The following is a 13,919-nucleotide window of genomic DNA, read 5'->3' on the forward strand; positions in this document are numbered from 1 at the left end:
CGTTTTGAGTGGCCGGTCTCCGCGAGGAGGCCGGCCATTTGGCTTTCTGCCAAGCATGGTTTGGGACTGCCGTTTGTCCCGCGCAACCGGCGCAGGGTGAAATGCGCCGCAACTTAGCCCGTTCCAGTGTTGCGGTCTCTCACCAGCGGCCGTTTCCGGCTACGCTCGAAAGTATGCCCGTATGGTCCAAGGCGTCACGTGCAAGCGCAGAAAAGAAGGCAGTAGTGTCAGTTGGTCAGGTCGACTCAGAGGGTTCGGAGGAGCTCAGGAAGTGGCTGTCCGGGCTTAAGCCCGTCACCGGAGCGGACACCATGCTGCGCTTCACCAAAACGCCTGAAGGTTCCATAGACCTGACGCATGCCCACCCATCCGGCCTTGCCCAGCTCATGGCCGGACGCCGCACCAGGCTGTCCACGCTGATCCGCGACCACCAGCAGTATGTTGTGGCTGCCCGCGCCTCCCGGAACCTTCGCTCCAAGATTTTCGAGCTGGCCAACGACCGCGGCATCGAAGCCGGTTACCTGTCCGCCGGGACCGTGGTGTGGACATCCGCCGTCGGGGGCAAGCCCCAGCGAGTATCGGCGCCGGTCATGCTGACCGCCATCTCCCTTACCATCAGGCCCGGGGAAGACGACTACGAGCTTCAGCTCACGGAACAGGCCCGCATCAATCCGGCACTGATCCGCCACCTGAAGACCATCCACGGCATCGTTTTCGACGTCAACGCCGTCACCAGGATGGCCTACAGCACCGCACGCTTCGACCCGCAGCCCGTGCTGGACAGACTCAGCACCCTCGTCAAACCCATCCACGGCGCCGAGGTGGAGCACAACCTGCTCGTTTCGACGTTCGCGGACCTTGCGGGCAACCTCGACGACCCCTGGATCAACCAGCAAAACCCCCTCGTGGCCGCCCTGTCCCGTGCCGCGGCCGGGGAAGCCGGTGACCTCCCGGTGCTGCAGCCCGGACGCTTCCCGAGCGTGGACGAACGTGATCCAGCCAGCGAACTGCTCCTGCTCGACGCCGACGCGGACCAGCAGTATGTGATCGACGCCGTGCGGGCAGGGGACTCGCTCCTGGTCAGCAGCCCGCCCGGCACCGGACAGACCCAGACGGCGATCAATACCGTTGGTGCGCTGGTGGACGAAGGCAAGACTGTCCTCGTGGTGGGGGACCGGCGCGCCAGCCTCAATGAAGTGGCTGCCCGCTTCGAGGGCCTGGGGCTGGAGTCCATCCTGTTCCAGCTGTCCGGCAGCGCGACGCCCCAGCAGCTCAAGGGGCAGCTGGTCAGGGCAATCGTGCGGAACGAAAAATCAGCCGAGCCGCGGCTGGGCAGCCTGCACAAGACACTCATCGAGCACCGGCACGCCCTGATGGACCACGTGGCGTCGCTGCACAACGTCCGCAAGCGATGGGGCTGCTCGCCCTACCAAGCAATGCAGTCGCTGGCGGAACTGACCTCAATCCAGCCCGCCCCGGCCACCACCGTGCGGCTGAAGCGCAGCGTGCTGGACAACATCCGGGACCGGGAAGAACTCGCGGGCCGGCTGAAGCGCGCCGCGGAACTCGGGAGCTTCAGCAGCGCTTCCACGTCCAGCCCGTGGCACGGCGCCCGCCTCGTGACGCGCAAGGAGACAGAAGAAGCGCAGGAGCTCGTGCGCTCGGTGGAGAAAAAGCTGCCGGTGCTGCACAGCCGCATGAAGGACGTCGCGGACCATGCCGAGATCCGGCTCGGTGCGAACTTTGCGGAGTGGGGTGCCCAGCTCCGGTTGCTGGTGGCAGTCCGGGAGAGCCTGGATAAGTTCACCCCGGACATTTTCGATCGGCCGGTCCACGACCTGATCTCCGCGACCGCGTCGTCGGCCTGGCGGCGTGAGCACGGCATCGACATGCCGTCCATGCAGCGGTCGCGCCTGCGCCGCGTAGCGAAGGAATACGTCCGCCCGGGCGTGCACATCGCCGACCTTCACAGTTCGCTGGCGCTGGTCCAGGAGCAGCGTGCCCTGTGGTCGGACTATGCCACCACGCAGCGGCATCCGGCGGTTCCATCCGGCCTCGCCGAGATCAGCATCATGTACCGCGGGCTCACCCGCGAACTGAAGATGCTCGGAGACGCGCTGCGGCATACGGCGGCCGGTGGAGCACTCGAAAAAACGGCCTACCCGGAACTGATGGAGCGGCTGGAGCGGCTGGTGGCGGACACCCAGACCCTCCAGACGTTGCCTGAACGCACACTCCTCATCGAGAACATGCGCGAGCACGGCCTCGGCGAACTGCTTGCCGACCTCTCGGAGCGGGAGGTCCCGGCGGAGTCCGTCGCGGCGGAGCTTGACCTGGCCTGGTGGCAGTCCGCGCTCGAAGCAATGATCAGCGGCGACGACTACCTCGCCATGTCCGACGGCGACGCCCTGCGCCAGCTCGAAGCCGAGTACAGACTTGCCGACAACGCCCACATCGCCAGCGGTGCCGGGCGGCTGCGGTGGCAGCTCGCCGAGCGCTGGAGTGCCGGCATCGCGGAGAACCCGCGCCAGGCGGACCTCCTCCGGAGCCTCCTCAAGGACGGGCGGGTCACCCTTGCGGCGCTCACGGCCCAGGCTCCCGCGCTGGTTCCCATGCTGGTACCTGTCTGGTCGGTCAGCCCGTACCTCATGACCGGTCTCCTGCCGGCCGAGCAGAAGTTTGACGCCGTGGTGATTCTCGACGCCGAAGCGACCTCGCTCCAGGCGGTCCTGCCCGCCGTGGCCCGGGCCAAGCAGGTTATTGCCTTTGGCGACGACAAGATTGCGAGCCCCCGTTCCTTCACGGTGGCGGTGGAGCGGCTCGCTGCCGGGGAACCGACGCACCAGAGTGTGGGGAGCGCCTTCAGCGCCCTTGCCGAGGTCTTGCCGATGTGGCGGCTGCGGTCCGTCTACCGCGCAGTGGACGAGGACCTCGTCCTGCAGCTCAGCAAGGGTTTTTACGACGGCGGCCTCCGCCGGCTGCCCGAAGGCCAGTCCGCGACTGGGCTGGACCGTGCCCTGCTGGTGGAGTACCTGCCCGACGGCACGGGACTGCCGAGCGCGGACCACGAGGGCGTGGAGTCGGTAGTGGCCGAAGTGAACCGGGTGGTGGAGCTGGTGTTCGAACACGCCCGCTTCCGTCCCCGCACGTCCCTTGCAGTCGTCACCGCCAGCTTGCGGCACGCCGCGAGGATCGGCGAGGCGATCCGAACGCAACTGCCCAACTATCCGATGCTCGCCGAATTCTTCACCGCGGGCGAGGAATCGTTCCGCGTCGTGGATCTGGAGCGTGCCCAGGGTCTGGTCCGCGACCATGTGATTTTCTCCCCCGGCTATGGCCGGACGCCCCACGGCCGGGCACTCCATAACTTTGGTCCGCTCTCTGCCGAGGGCGGCCGTGCCAAGTTTGCCCTGGCAATGACCCGCGCCCGCCAGTCCCTGCATGTCCTGACGTGCTTCAAGCCGGAAGACCTTGACCGGACCCGGCTGGCACACGGAGCCGTGGACCTCTATGAGTTGCTCGACCGGGAAATCGCCGGCAACACCGACCTCGGGACTCCGGCTTCCCGCGCCGCGGCCAGCGAGCAGGCGCTCGGGGCAGATCCTCTCGTGGCCGACCTGGGCGACCGGCTCCGGGCACGCGGGGCTCGCGTCTGGCACCAGTACGACGGTGTCATCGACGTCGTGGCCGCTGCCGACCCCCTGAGCACGATGGGCCAGGACGAGGCCGAGATTCCGCGCCCGGTAGCCATCGAGTCTGACGGCACCGAGCAGTACCGGCAGATGACGGTCCGTGAACGCAGCAGGCTGCGCCCGCAGCTTCTGGAGCGCCTCGGCTGGCGGTATATGCCGCTGTGGACGATTGAGGTGTTCACGGATCCATCGGCGTGCGCTGACCGGATCGGCGGCTACCTCGGACTCGAGAAGCCGGCTCGTCCCGTCAGGTCCGCGGCGGGGCCGGGCTTCCTCGATGACGACGTCACAAGCCTGGCGGGATCCTATGAGCCGTCGGCGGATCAGGAGCCGTACCGGCAAGACCCGGACCAGGACTACGTCGACGATGAGGACCGGGACGACGACGATAGGGGCGGCGTGGACACCCCGGATCAGGACGAGGTAGAAAACGGCGCCGAGAACGATTACGACGGTGATACCGAGGACAGGCAGGAGAGAGCGCAGTGAATCGTGATGCAGTGAACAATGAATCCAGCCCGGGTTCAACGCCTCCCACTCACACTGCGGCTCCCACTCCGGCGAAGCCATCGGGTCCGCTGGAACCGGGCAGCGCGGTGCCCAACAAAGCGTCTGAGGACGATCCCAGGGCCTGGGGCGACTCTGAATCCGACAACGACCATGATGCCTGGCTCAAGGAGCAGAAGCCGCCGCACTGGGGCGAGCCGTAGCTGAGTTCATGCGGTGTCACGGGCCTGGGCCCACGAGTACGAAAAAGAGTTTTCCTTGCGTTGACGCCCCCGCCAGGGCGCTTGCCTCGGCCGGGGTGGCGGCCACCACCATCAAACCGTCGGAGTCCCCGGAGCTGAGCCACTGGCCGTCCTGGCCCTCCTCGGCCGACGTCCACAGTACGGGCACCGCCGTGGCGAGAACTTTGGAAGCCGCCTTCTGCTCATAACCACTGCCGCTGGTGAGTACGACGTTGACGAGCTGGCCGGGGGAGACGAGCCGGATTGACGAGGGGTCCGCCATCCGCAGCGGCACGGCGGCTGAGCCGGGTGGAGCGCCGGTAAGCAGGCCGGGCCCCACCAGCTGGGCGTCTGTGAAGAGTTGCCCCATCCGGAGCGGTGCGGCCAGTTGCTTGCCATTCAGTCCCGTTGCTTCCGTAAATGTTCCAGCGGAGAGCATGGAGGGCAGAACATTGATGGCGGCCAGGTCTGTGCTGCCAAGCGTAGCCCCGGCCGGCAGGTCCCGTGCGGCGGCGAGAGCCGAGACTGTGTGTGCGGGGGCCGGGGTCAGCTGGTGGACGGCGATTCCGGCCGCCCCACAGAGCAGTAGCGCCACAGCCAGGCGGCGGTTGCGGTTCAGCCAGGCTGTCAGGCGGCCGGTCCCGGACCGCCCGGTCCGGGGCACGGCATTGCGCTGGTTGCTGCGGGCGGCGGGACGGGAGGCCCTGAGGGGAAACAATCCGATGGCTGGCATGCTGCCACGCTACGGAGCCGCCGCTCGTCAGCAACAGGTGACTGCCGCTCTATGTGGAAAACGTAAATGTGGTGGAAAACGTCCACAGGCAGGCAAGCCCCTACGCGGGAAATTGCGCTTTACTCAAAACTGCGTCTTGCACAAGACTGCGTTCTGCAAAAAACTGGGCGCTACGAAGTACGCGGTCAGCTCAGCTGGCGGCAGCGGCAGGCGCGCTCGAGGGAGCGGCGGCCGCCGGCGATGACGTGGCGGGCGACGGTGAGACCGTGCTGCCCTTGGCGTCGCGCGAGTCCGTCCGGTAAAAACCGGAGCCCTTGAAGACGACGCCGACGCTGTTGAACTTCTTGCGCAGGGTCCCCTGGCATTCGGGGCAGGACGTCAGAGTGCTGTCGGTGAATGACTGCACGATGTCAAAGGCATGGCTGCAATCCTTGCAGGCATAGGCATACGTGGGCACTGTAGATCCTCCTCTTGGACAAACGACAGGTCCAGTGCCGCCAAGTCGCCATCTCCGGGAAGATACTGGACGGAATTCCGTGCCGGAAATGGCTCCATTAGCAGTCGCAGGGCCTGAGTGCCAATTCTATCACCTTGCTGCGGTAACCATCATGTCAGTTGGACCACACCGGAGGGTGTGAGCACCGCGTCGACGGGGCGGTCAAAGCTTTCAACAGGAATGCTCGAGGCGGGCAGGAGCTCGGAATCATAGATGACCGCGGCCCTTGGTGCGTGCACGCCGGTTGCGTCCATGGCTGCCAGGAACTTGTCGTAGTATCCGCCGCCCTGACCGATCCTGTTGCCGCTTCCGTCCACGGCCGTGGCAGGCAGGAACATCCCTGCCACATCACCGACGGCCTCCAGCCCGTGCCGTTCCCCTGCCGGTTCCTCGATGGGGGCGTACCTGCTGCGGACAAATTCGGTGGCAGGATTCCAGAGGACCCAGCTGAGAGCACGGTCAGGTTCGCAGACTGGCAGCAGCACCTTGTAGCCAGCCTGGAAGAGCGCCGTTATGAGCGGGAGCGTAGGCGGCTCGAAGGCCACGCCCAGGTAGGCAGTGAATGTCGCCGGTCTGCCGGCTGCGATGCTGTCCGCCCAGGACAGCCCATGAACGGCGATTCCGGCTCCCGCGGCGGACAGGACGCCGGGCTGCATTCCCACCCGGATCTTCCGGTGCCGGGAGCGGATCTCATCCTTTGATGGCGGGGTCTCTGGTGACATGGTGCCTCATTCCTTGTCGCGCGGAATCCCACCGGGCCACTGCCGGAAGCATTTACCGTATGAATGTTCCCTCCGATACATTAGTCCAGTGACTTCCACTAAGCCTTCAGTCCGCAAGGCCGTCATCCCCGCTGCGGGACTCGGCACCAGGTTCCTGCCTGCCACCAAGGCCATGCCCAAGGAGATGCTGCCGGTGGTGGACAAGCCCGCCATCCAGTACGTCGTCGAAGAGGCCGTCAAGGTGGGCCTCAATGACATCCTCATGATCACCGGCCGGAACAAGCGCGCCCTGGAAGACCACTTCGACAGGGTTCCCTCGCTGGAGTCAATGCTGGAAGCCAAGGGCGACACCACCAAGCTCGAATCCATCCAGGCGGCCAGCAACCTCGGCGACATCCACTACGTCCGCCAGGGCGACCCCATGGGCCTTGGCCACGCCGTACTGCGTGCAAAGCAGCACGTCGGCTACGAGCCGTTCGCGGTCCTTCTTGGGGATGACCTCATCGATGCACGGGACGAGCTGCTCAGCACCATGATCGAGGTTCAGGCCAAGACCGGCGGCTCCGTCGTCGCCCTGATCGAGGTGGAACCTTCCCAGATCAGTGCCTACGGCTGCGCCGACATCGACGAAACCGACATGAACGGTTACGTGCGGATCCGCAAGCTTGTGGAGAAGCCCGACGTCGACGAAGCGCCGTCAAACCTGGCCGTGATTGGCCGCTACGTGCTCCACCCTGCCGTCTTCGACGTCCTCGAAAAGACGGAACCGGGCAGGGGCGGGGAAATCCAGCTCACTGATGCACTTCAGGAACTTGCCGCGGGGACCGGCGAGGGCTACGGCGTGTACGGCGTGGTGTTCCGCGGCCGCCGGTACGACACCGGGGACAAGCTCAGCTACCTCAAGGCCTGTGTCCAGCTGGCCATCGACAGCGACGACCTGGGCCCCGGCCTGCGCGAGTGGCTGCCCGAGTTCGCCGCCAGCCTGACCAAGTAACTCCCCATGAGGGGCAGCCACATCTGGCCGGTCACCCTGGAGTGCGGGGACCTTGTCCTGCGCCCTATCAGATACCGGGACCGCAGGGAATGGACAGAGGTCCGTTCACGCAACACTGAGTGGCTGGCACCCTGGGAGGCTTCCAACCCCGCGCCGGGCGGTGCTCTCCCTGATTACCGGCAGATGGTGCGGTCCCTGAATGCCCAGGCCACCCAGGGGACGGCACTGCCATTCGTGATCACGGCATGGACTCCAGGCTTCCGCGATCCCGTCATCGTTGGGCAACTGACGGTCTCCTCCATCGTGTGGGGCTCTGCCATGATGGCCACGCTCGGCTACTGGGTGGATGAGTCGCGGGCGGGGCAGGGAATCGCTCCGACCGCGGTGGCCATGGCCACGGACCATTGCTTCCGCGCTCTGGGGCTGCACCGCATGGAAATCAACATCCGCCCCGAAAACGGGCCGAGCCTGCGTGTCGTGGAAAAGCTTGGCTTCCGCGACGAAGGCTACAGGCCGCGGTTCCTGCACATCAACGGCGAATGGGCGGACCACCGCACGTTTGCCTTGACTTCGGAGGAAGTTCCGGAGGGCCTTCTCAGCAGATGGCTGCGCACGAGGCCCGCCTGACAGGGACATGCCGCGACTTTTTCGTCATAAGTCCAATGATTTGAGAGCCCGGGAGCGACACACCGAGACGAATGCCACAAGAGGTCACCTATTCCTCATACGGTTTTGTGTGTGGACTTCCCTCTTAGCAGCTCAGTCATCCTTGTGGTCGCTGTCGCGCTCTGGATTGTGTGGGTTGCCCCTTACGTGCTCCGAAATGGCCGGCATCAGTTCCAGGCTGCCGGCGATCTGACGCTGGAGCCCGTCGACCACGAAACTGCAAACCCGCAAGCCGGAACGGTCCTTCATATGGCCGCCCAGCAGGAGAACCCCATGGACACCAGGAAGAGCAGCGAATCCGCAGCAGGCGTTGCGCCGGGCAAACCCGGCCGCGAGCCTGCCGTCAAGGACGGAGGCGCCTTCCGGATCCGGTATGGGCGGACCGCCATCGCCCTGGCCGGGCTCCTGTTCTTCGCTACGGCCGTCGTGTCGGGAGTGCTGCGGATCTTTGGGCTCGGAAACGGCTGGCTTCCAGCAGTGTCGTTCCTGGCGGGCATCGCCGCCGTCGTTCTTCTCCGCAGGCTCGCTGTGCGGGATCGCCGCAAGAAGGTGAACGCCGCGTTTACTGCAGCCATGGGTGCCCCTGCCGAACGCGTGGACCGCGCCGCGCGCGTTGACGTCCCGGCAGCCGCCGGCGAGGCCGTTCTTCGCGAAAGCAAACTGTTCGACGCTGAAGCCGCAGCCCCCCAGCCCAAGCCCTTGACCGCCGTCGAACTCCGCGAGGCCGCCCTGGCGGTAGCCCTCGCCGCCGGCGACAACAGCGGCCAGGCTGCCAAGGCGCAGGAAGCTGCCGAGCCGGCGGCCGCTAAAGCCACCAGCTGGGAGCCCGTCGAGGTCCCGAAGCCCACTTACGTGGAGGCCGCAAAGGCGGAACGGCCCGCGCCCGAACCCCTTGACCTGCCGGAGGCCCCTAAGTCAGCCGGCAAGCCGTCCCTCAAGCAGGGCCCCGCCGCAGCGCCCGCCGTCGCCTCCCCGAATGCCGGGCCAGCCCGGCCGCTGACTAAGGCGCAGAGCGCGCTGAGCAACCTGGACGACGTCCTGCAGCGCCGCCGCGCGTAGCCTGCTTTCGTGTAGCGTCGGATCATGACCCGCATCTGTGTGGCCGGGGGTACCGGCCAGGTTGGCCGCGAAGTGGTGCGCCAGGCCCTTGCCCAGGGTCACGCCGTCGCCGTCCTCAGCCGTAACCCGCCGTTGGAGGGTGGTGCCGGGCACCACGGCGGCGTCACCTACTTTCGGGCTGACGTCACCACCGGTGAGGGGCTGTCCGAGGCGGTGGCGGGTGCCGACGTCGTCATTGACTGCCTGGAGGGCATGGCCGGCAAGGCGCTCAAACAGTTCGCCGCCGGCGGCGCACTTCTGCTGGCGGCGGCGGTGGACGGCGGGGTGGCCAGGGCTGTCCTCCTCTCCATCATCAACTGCGACCAAAGCACCTACAGCTACTACCGGGCCAGGGCGGACAAGGAACGCCTGTATAAACGTTCGGAGCTGGAAACCGTGACCGTCCGGGCAACGCAATTCCACAGCCTGGTGGTTCGACTCTTCACTGCCGGGGCCCGGATCGGCATCATTCCTGCAATCAGGGGCGCGCGCGTCCAAACGATTGCGCCTGCCGACGTGGCGGCCGCGCTGCTGGAGGCGGCCGTTGAGCCGCCTTCGGAGGAGCTGCACCGGTTGCGGACGGTTGGCGGCCCGGAGACGGTTGACATGAAGGCGATGGCGGAAACATGGAAGCGCGTCACGGGTGCCAAGGGAGTGATCGTCGGGCTGCCGCTGCCGGGCGCCATGGGAAATTTCCTGCGCGAGGGCAGGAATTTGGCCCCCGGAGAACCCTACGGCCGGGAGACATTCGAGGCTTGGTTGGCAAAGCGGCCGGAAAATTTGTAGCCTAGGGAAACCGGCGTTGCGGTTCCTCTTCCAGAGGCAGCGTCCCCGGGGTTATAGCTCAGTTGGTAGAGCGCTTCGTTCGCATCGAAGAGGTCAGGGGTTCGAATCCCCTTAGCTCCACAGTTTTCATGACGTGACGGTTCAGATGTCACATCCGTTGCCGTCCTGGCGGGCCCATAGCAACCCGCTCAACCTCACCCGCGCGGTGCCAGCGGCAGGGGCACCCTTTCCACCACGCGGGGCGCAAGCAGCAGGTGCTCCTCCGGGGCGGCCCCGGCTCCAGCGTTGCCGGCAAGTTCGCAGGTCAGCAGGCGCACTATGTGCCGGGCGGCATCCTCCACCGGCTGGGCCACACTGGAGAGCCCCAAGGCCGCGGCCACGGGCGTGTCATCGAACCCGACCACGGTGGCCCTGAGGCCGGGACCGGCGGGCTGCCCGGGCGCGAAAAGTCCCGGTCGCAGTTCACGCAGGCATTCCAGCGCGCCGATGGCCAGCGAGTCGCTCGCGCAGACAATGGCCGTGGCGTCCCTTGCGATGAGCTCCCGGCCGCCGGAGACCCCTCCGGAGATGGTGTCGGGCGCGGCCATGCTGAGCCCGGGAACGTGCTGCCCCAGGCCGGAGGCCCGCATCGCCCGTTCCCAGCCGGCGCGGCGATCGTCTCCCACCGGGGCGCCGTCCTTCCAGCCCAGGAAGCCGATGCGGCTGTGGCCCTGACGGGCAAGCATGGTCACCGCTTCCGCGGTTCCGGCGGCCCCGTCAACGTCCACCCACGCATGGCTCGCCGATTCGCTCGGCAGGCCCGCGTCCCACGGGCGTCCGAACACGGCGAAAGGAGTTCCGTGTTCCTGCAGCCAGCGGGTTCGGACGTCGTCCGGTCTGCTGGAGGTGAGGATGAACCCGTCGAGGCCGGCGATGTGGAGCAGCTGTTCGTACTGGAGGACTTCGTCGTCATCGGAATCGGCGCAGAACAGGGTCAGCCGGTACCCGGCTGCCTGGGCGGATTCGGTGAGTGCATGCAGGAAGCGGTCAAGGACGGAGCCGTTGATGCCGTCAGTGGCAGGCAGCAGCCTCATGCCCAGATTCATGGACCGCCGCGTCCGCAACTGGCGTGCGGCTGCGCTGGGCCGGTAGCCCGCAGCTTCGATGACTGCGAGGACGCGCTCCCGTGTGGCCGGCTTCACCCGGGCCGGTGCATTGAGCACGTTGGAGATGGTCTGCCTGGACACCCCCAGCTCGGCGGCCAGACTTGCGAGGGTGGGTCTGGCCACGAATGCTCCTTGGGTCTTTTTCCGTCTCACAGTAACGTGTGAGACGATTTTAACGCGGAAATTTGATCGATCAAATTTTGATCGACCTCCTTCGCTTGTTCACCAGCACCGTTCCGCAGCCTTCTTCCGGTTTCCCCCAGTCTTGACTTCCAGGAGTATTTTCGTGGCCTCTGAGCAGCCATACCTGCACAACCTTTCCGGTGTCTTCAGCGCCCCCATCCAGGCGTGGTCGGACGCCCACGGACAGATCCGCAGGGCCGGTGCCCAGGGGATCTACTGCGGCGACGACCGCGTGCTGAACAGTGCCGTCCTGACTGTTGACGGCCGGGAACCTGACTGGGTTTCAACCCAGCTCCGCTCATCCAAGGAGACTGACTACATCTACTTTGTGCGTGCGGAGGCCGAGGTTGCAGACCCGCTGCTTTCCCTGGTCAGGACCCGCACCGCCGCTTCGGGCAGGCTGCGGCCGGGCAAAGACGCTGAATCGCTCTCCGGGTGCTCCGGACGGGTGGCGGAAACTCTGAGGCTTGAGTCGGCGTTCCGCCAGTCCGTGACACTGAACGTCCGGCTGACCATGACGGCTGACAACACCACCATGGAACAGATCAAGCAGGGGGAGCGGTCCAGCCGGCCCGTTGAACCGGCCGCCGACGGCTGGTCCTGGCGCGACGCCGACACAGTGTTGGCCCTTACCACCGGCTCAAGCGACGGAGCGGGGCCAGCCGCCGTCGGCTTCGCCGGAAGCACGGTGACCATCGACTGGTCCGTGGTGATCAAACCGGGAGCTGCCGTCGAACTTGAGTGGGCAGTGGACCTGACCGACGCCGATTCCCCGATGCTTGCCGGCGGCGGCCCGCCCATCGTCGCCCCTCGTTCCGCCGATCCGCGGATCAACAGCCTCCTGCAACGGTCGGTCAGCGATCTCAACAGCCTGCGGCTGGCGCATTCCTCCCATCCGAACGACACCTTCCTCGCGGCGGGCGCCCCGTGGTTCTTCACCATGTTTGGCCGGGACTCCATCATTGCCGCCCGAATGCTGCTGCCCATCAACACGGTCATCGCCGCCGGCACCCTGCGCGCCCTGGCCGGACGGCAGGGAACGGAAACGGACCACACGTCTGCGGTCCAGCCCGGGAAAATCCTGCACGAAGTCCGGCGGACGGTCCTGTCCATGGCCGAGGGCGGCCAGGCCCTGCGGCTGCCGCCTGTGTACTACGGCACCATCGACGCCACTCCGCTCTGGATCTGCCTCCTGCACGACGCCTGGAAAGCCGGCATGCCCGATGCGGAAGTGGCGGAGCTTCTTCCCAACCTCCAGGATGCCCTGGAGTGGCTCCGGGACCATGGTGACCTGGACGGGGACGGGTTCCTCGAATACCTCGACACCTCCGGGCACGGACTCGTTAACCAGGGCTGGAAAGACTCGGTTGACGCCATCCGCTGGCACGACGGTTCCCTGGCAGCCGGGCCCATCGCCCTGGCTGAGGTCCAGGCCTATGCCTATGAGGCAGCAGTGGTCGGGGCCGAGTTGCTGGAGGCCTTCGCCCGGCCCGGCGCCCAGGAGTGGCGGGATTACGCAGCCGGCATGGCTGAGCGGTTCCGTGCCCAGTTCTGGTGCGAGGACGATTTGGGTCCCTATCCAGCCCTGGCCCTCGATGCGGACAAGAAGGCCGTTGACGGCGTCACGTCCAACATGGGCCACCTGCTCGGTACGGGCATCCTGAACGACGTGGAGAAGGAGATCGTGGTCCGGCGCATCATGGACCCGACCATGTTTTCCGGGTACGGCGTCCGCACCCTGTCCAGCACCAACGGCGGCTACTGGCCGACTCGGTACCACGCCGGAGCGGTGTGGAGCCACGACACCGCCCTGATCATCAGCGGCATGCTGGCCGACGGCTTTTCGGCCGAAGCCGCCCAGCTTGCGTCGGGGCTGCTGCACGTGGCCGAGGCCAATGACTGGCGGCTGCCTGAACTGTTTGGCGGCCACGGCTCGGACGCGGTGCGTACTCCCGTACCGTTCCCCGCAAGCTGCCGCCCGCAGGCCTGGGCATCGGCCAGCTCAGTAGTGATCGCCGCGGCCCTCGGCCAGAAAGCAGAGGATCCGGGCGCGCGCAGCCAGGACCAGTTGCTGGTTTCCACCGGGCCGAAGTAGCCTCGCCCACGCAGTCCGGCCAGACCGCAGGTGCGGTGCGTCCGCACCGGCCGGCTGGGGAGGCGGCTAGCAGCCGCTGGATTGTTCGTCTTCCAGCTGTTCGTCGGATTCGACCCTGCGCAGTACGGCCAACCTGTCCGCAATCCTGACCAGGGCGGAGGGGTCCTGCGACGGCGGTCCGGCGGTCCGGGCAGCGGCGGCCTCCCAGTCGAGGGGCCCTGGACCGATGAGGAAGGGCGTGACGTCCCGCTCGTGGAGCAGGTCCAGCACCTCCAGGAAGCGGTGCCAGGCGGCGGCGGAACCCGCGGCGGACTCCACGGCGGGGGACGGGACGCCGTCGATCACCCAGGCGGTGAACCCGCTCGCCAGTGACAGGTAGTCCCCAGCTCCCAGCGGGCTGCCGCACAGCGCGGCGAAGCTGACCCAGATTATGTCCGGATCTGCGTTCTTGACCGCGATGGCCTGCGAGGGGAGTGCCACGACCCGCTGCTGGGACGGCGCCGGCCGGAACAGCCCGCAGGCGCCCAGTTGCCGGTCGGTTCCCGGGGTGATGATGAGCCCGCGGCTGTACCCGGACATGT

General features: G+C 66.7%; 12 protein-coding genes and 1 tRNA gene. 8 read left to right on the forward strand and 5 right to left on the reverse strand.

The window, feature by feature from the left end:
- The first annotated feature begins 173 nt into the window (after nucleotides 1-173).
- Both AC1DD3_RS00165 and AC1DD3_RS00170 read left to right on the forward strand, forming a co-directional pair.
- On the forward strand, nucleotides 174-4,181 hold the full coding sequence (locus AC1DD3_RS00165) for an AAA family ATPase (protein ID WP_476880726.1): 4,008 nt from the start codon (nucleotides 174-176) through the stop codon (nucleotides 4,179-4,181).
- The gene (locus AC1DD3_RS00170; RefSeq protein ID WP_476880861.1) at nucleotides 4,178-4,402 is read left to right on the forward strand and encodes a hypothetical protein; all 225 of its coding nucleotides are present in this window, start codon (nucleotides 4,178-4,180) and stop codon (nucleotides 4,400-4,402) included. Before AC1DD3_RS00165 ends, AC1DD3_RS00170 begins: the two co-directional genes overlap by 4 nt.
- Nucleotides 4,403-4,418: 16 nt before the next feature.
- On the opposite strand, the gene cpaB is transcribed toward AC1DD3_RS00170, so the two are convergent.
- From cpaB to AC1DD3_RS00185, 3 genes are all read right to left on the reverse strand, one after another.
- Nucleotides 4,419-5,153 carry a Flp pilus assembly protein CpaB gene (gene cpaB, locus AC1DD3_RS00175; RefSeq protein ID WP_230118638.1) on the reverse strand — a complete coding sequence of 245 codons (735 nt, stop codon included), beginning with the start codon at nucleotides 5,151-5,153 and terminating at the stop codon, nucleotides 4,419-4,421.
- 190 nt (nucleotides 5,154-5,343) lie between these two features.
- On the reverse strand, nucleotides 5,344-5,610 hold the full coding sequence (locus AC1DD3_RS00180; protein WP_230118639.1) for an FmdB family zinc ribbon protein: 267 nt from the start codon (nucleotides 5,608-5,610) through the stop codon (nucleotides 5,344-5,346).
- A 149-nt stretch (nucleotides 5,611-5,759) separates the two neighbouring features.
- A complete protein-coding gene (locus tag AC1DD3_RS00185) occupies nucleotides 5,760-6,371 on the reverse strand; it encodes a 5-formyltetrahydrofolate cyclo-ligase (RefSeq protein WP_230118640.1) in 612 nt (203 codons plus the stop codon).
- An 88-nt stretch (nucleotides 6,372-6,459) separates the two neighbouring features.
- Here AC1DD3_RS00185 and galU point away from each other — a divergent pair, with 88 nt between their 5' ends.
- The 5 genes from galU (at nucleotide 6,460) to AC1DD3_RS00210 (ending at nucleotide 10,035) form a co-directional block, all read left to right on the forward strand.
- Nucleotides 6,460-7,365, forward strand: coding sequence for a UTP--glucose-1-phosphate uridylyltransferase GalU (galU, locus tag AC1DD3_RS00190; protein WP_230118641.1), 906 nt, complete (start codon nucleotides 6,460-6,462; stop codon nucleotides 7,363-7,365).
- A 6-nt stretch (nucleotides 7,366-7,371) separates the two neighbouring features.
- Nucleotides 7,372-7,992, forward strand: coding sequence for a GNAT family N-acetyltransferase (locus tag AC1DD3_RS00195; RefSeq protein ID WP_476880727.1), 621 nt, complete (start codon nucleotides 7,372-7,374; stop codon nucleotides 7,990-7,992).
- Between the two features lie 111 nt (nucleotides 7,993-8,103).
- Nucleotides 8,104-9,090: a hypothetical protein gene (locus tag AC1DD3_RS00200; RefSeq protein WP_230118643.1), complete on the forward strand. Its 987-nt coding sequence runs from the start codon at nucleotides 8,104-8,106 to the stop codon at nucleotides 9,088-9,090.
- A 24-nt stretch (nucleotides 9,091-9,114) separates the two neighbouring features.
- Nucleotides 9,115-9,915: an SDR family oxidoreductase gene (locus AC1DD3_RS00205; protein ID WP_476880728.1), complete on the forward strand. Its 801-nt coding sequence runs from the start codon at nucleotides 9,115-9,117 to the stop codon at nucleotides 9,913-9,915.
- Between the two features lie 47 nt (nucleotides 9,916-9,962).
- A tRNA-Ala gene (locus tag AC1DD3_RS00210) sits at nucleotides 9,963-10,035 on the forward strand.
- A gap of 74 nt (nucleotides 10,036-10,109) precedes the next feature.
- Here AC1DD3_RS00210 and AC1DD3_RS00215 read toward each other — a convergent pair.
- Complete coding sequence (locus tag AC1DD3_RS00215; protein ID WP_476880729.1) at nucleotides 10,110-11,183, reverse strand: LacI family DNA-binding transcriptional regulator; 1,074 nt, start codon at nucleotides 11,181-11,183, stop codon at nucleotides 10,110-10,112.
- A 163-nt stretch (nucleotides 11,184-11,346) separates the two neighbouring features.
- Here AC1DD3_RS00215 and AC1DD3_RS00220 point away from each other — a divergent pair, with 163 nt between their 5' ends.
- Entirely contained in the window at nucleotides 11,347-13,338 is a 1,992-nt protein-coding gene (locus AC1DD3_RS00220; RefSeq protein ID WP_476880730.1) for a glycogen debranching N-terminal domain-containing protein, read from the forward strand.
- Between the two features lie 66 nt (nucleotides 13,339-13,404).
- Here AC1DD3_RS00220 and zapE read toward each other — a convergent pair whose 3' ends face one another.
- Nucleotides 13,405-13,917, reverse strand: a complete 513-nt coding sequence (gene zapE, locus AC1DD3_RS00225; protein WP_476880731.1) for an AFG1/ZapE family ATPase — start codon at nucleotides 13,915-13,917, stop codon at nucleotides 13,405-13,407.
- Nucleotides 13,918-13,919 lie beyond the last annotated feature (2 nt).

It is taken from the genome of Arthrobacter sp. 05T444 (genome assembly GCF_056395905.1).

Coding starts and splice junctions, on each gene's coding strand:
- AC1DD3_RS00165 (WP_476880726.1), top strand. CDS start 174: ATGCCCGTATGGTCCAAGGCGTCACGTGCAAGCGCAGAAAAGAAGGCA.
- cpaB (WP_230118638.1), bottom strand. CDS start 5,153: ATGCCAGCCATCGGATTGTTTCCCCTCAGGGCCTCCCGTCCCGCCGCC.
- AC1DD3_RS00185 (WP_230118640.1), bottom strand. CDS start 6,371: ATGTCACCAGAGACCCCGCCATCAAAGGATGAGATCCGCTCCCGGCAC.
- AC1DD3_RS00195 (WP_476880727.1), top strand. CDS start 7,372: ATGAGGGGCAGCCACATCTGGCCGGTCACCCTGGAGTGCGGGGACCTT.
- AC1DD3_RS00205 (WP_476880728.1), top strand. CDS start 9,115: ATGACCCGCATCTGTGTGGCCGGGGGTACCGGCCAGGTTGGCCGCGAA.
- zapE (WP_476880731.1), bottom strand. CDS start 13,917: ATGTCCGGGTACAGCCGCGGGCTCATCATCACCCCGGGAACCGACCGG.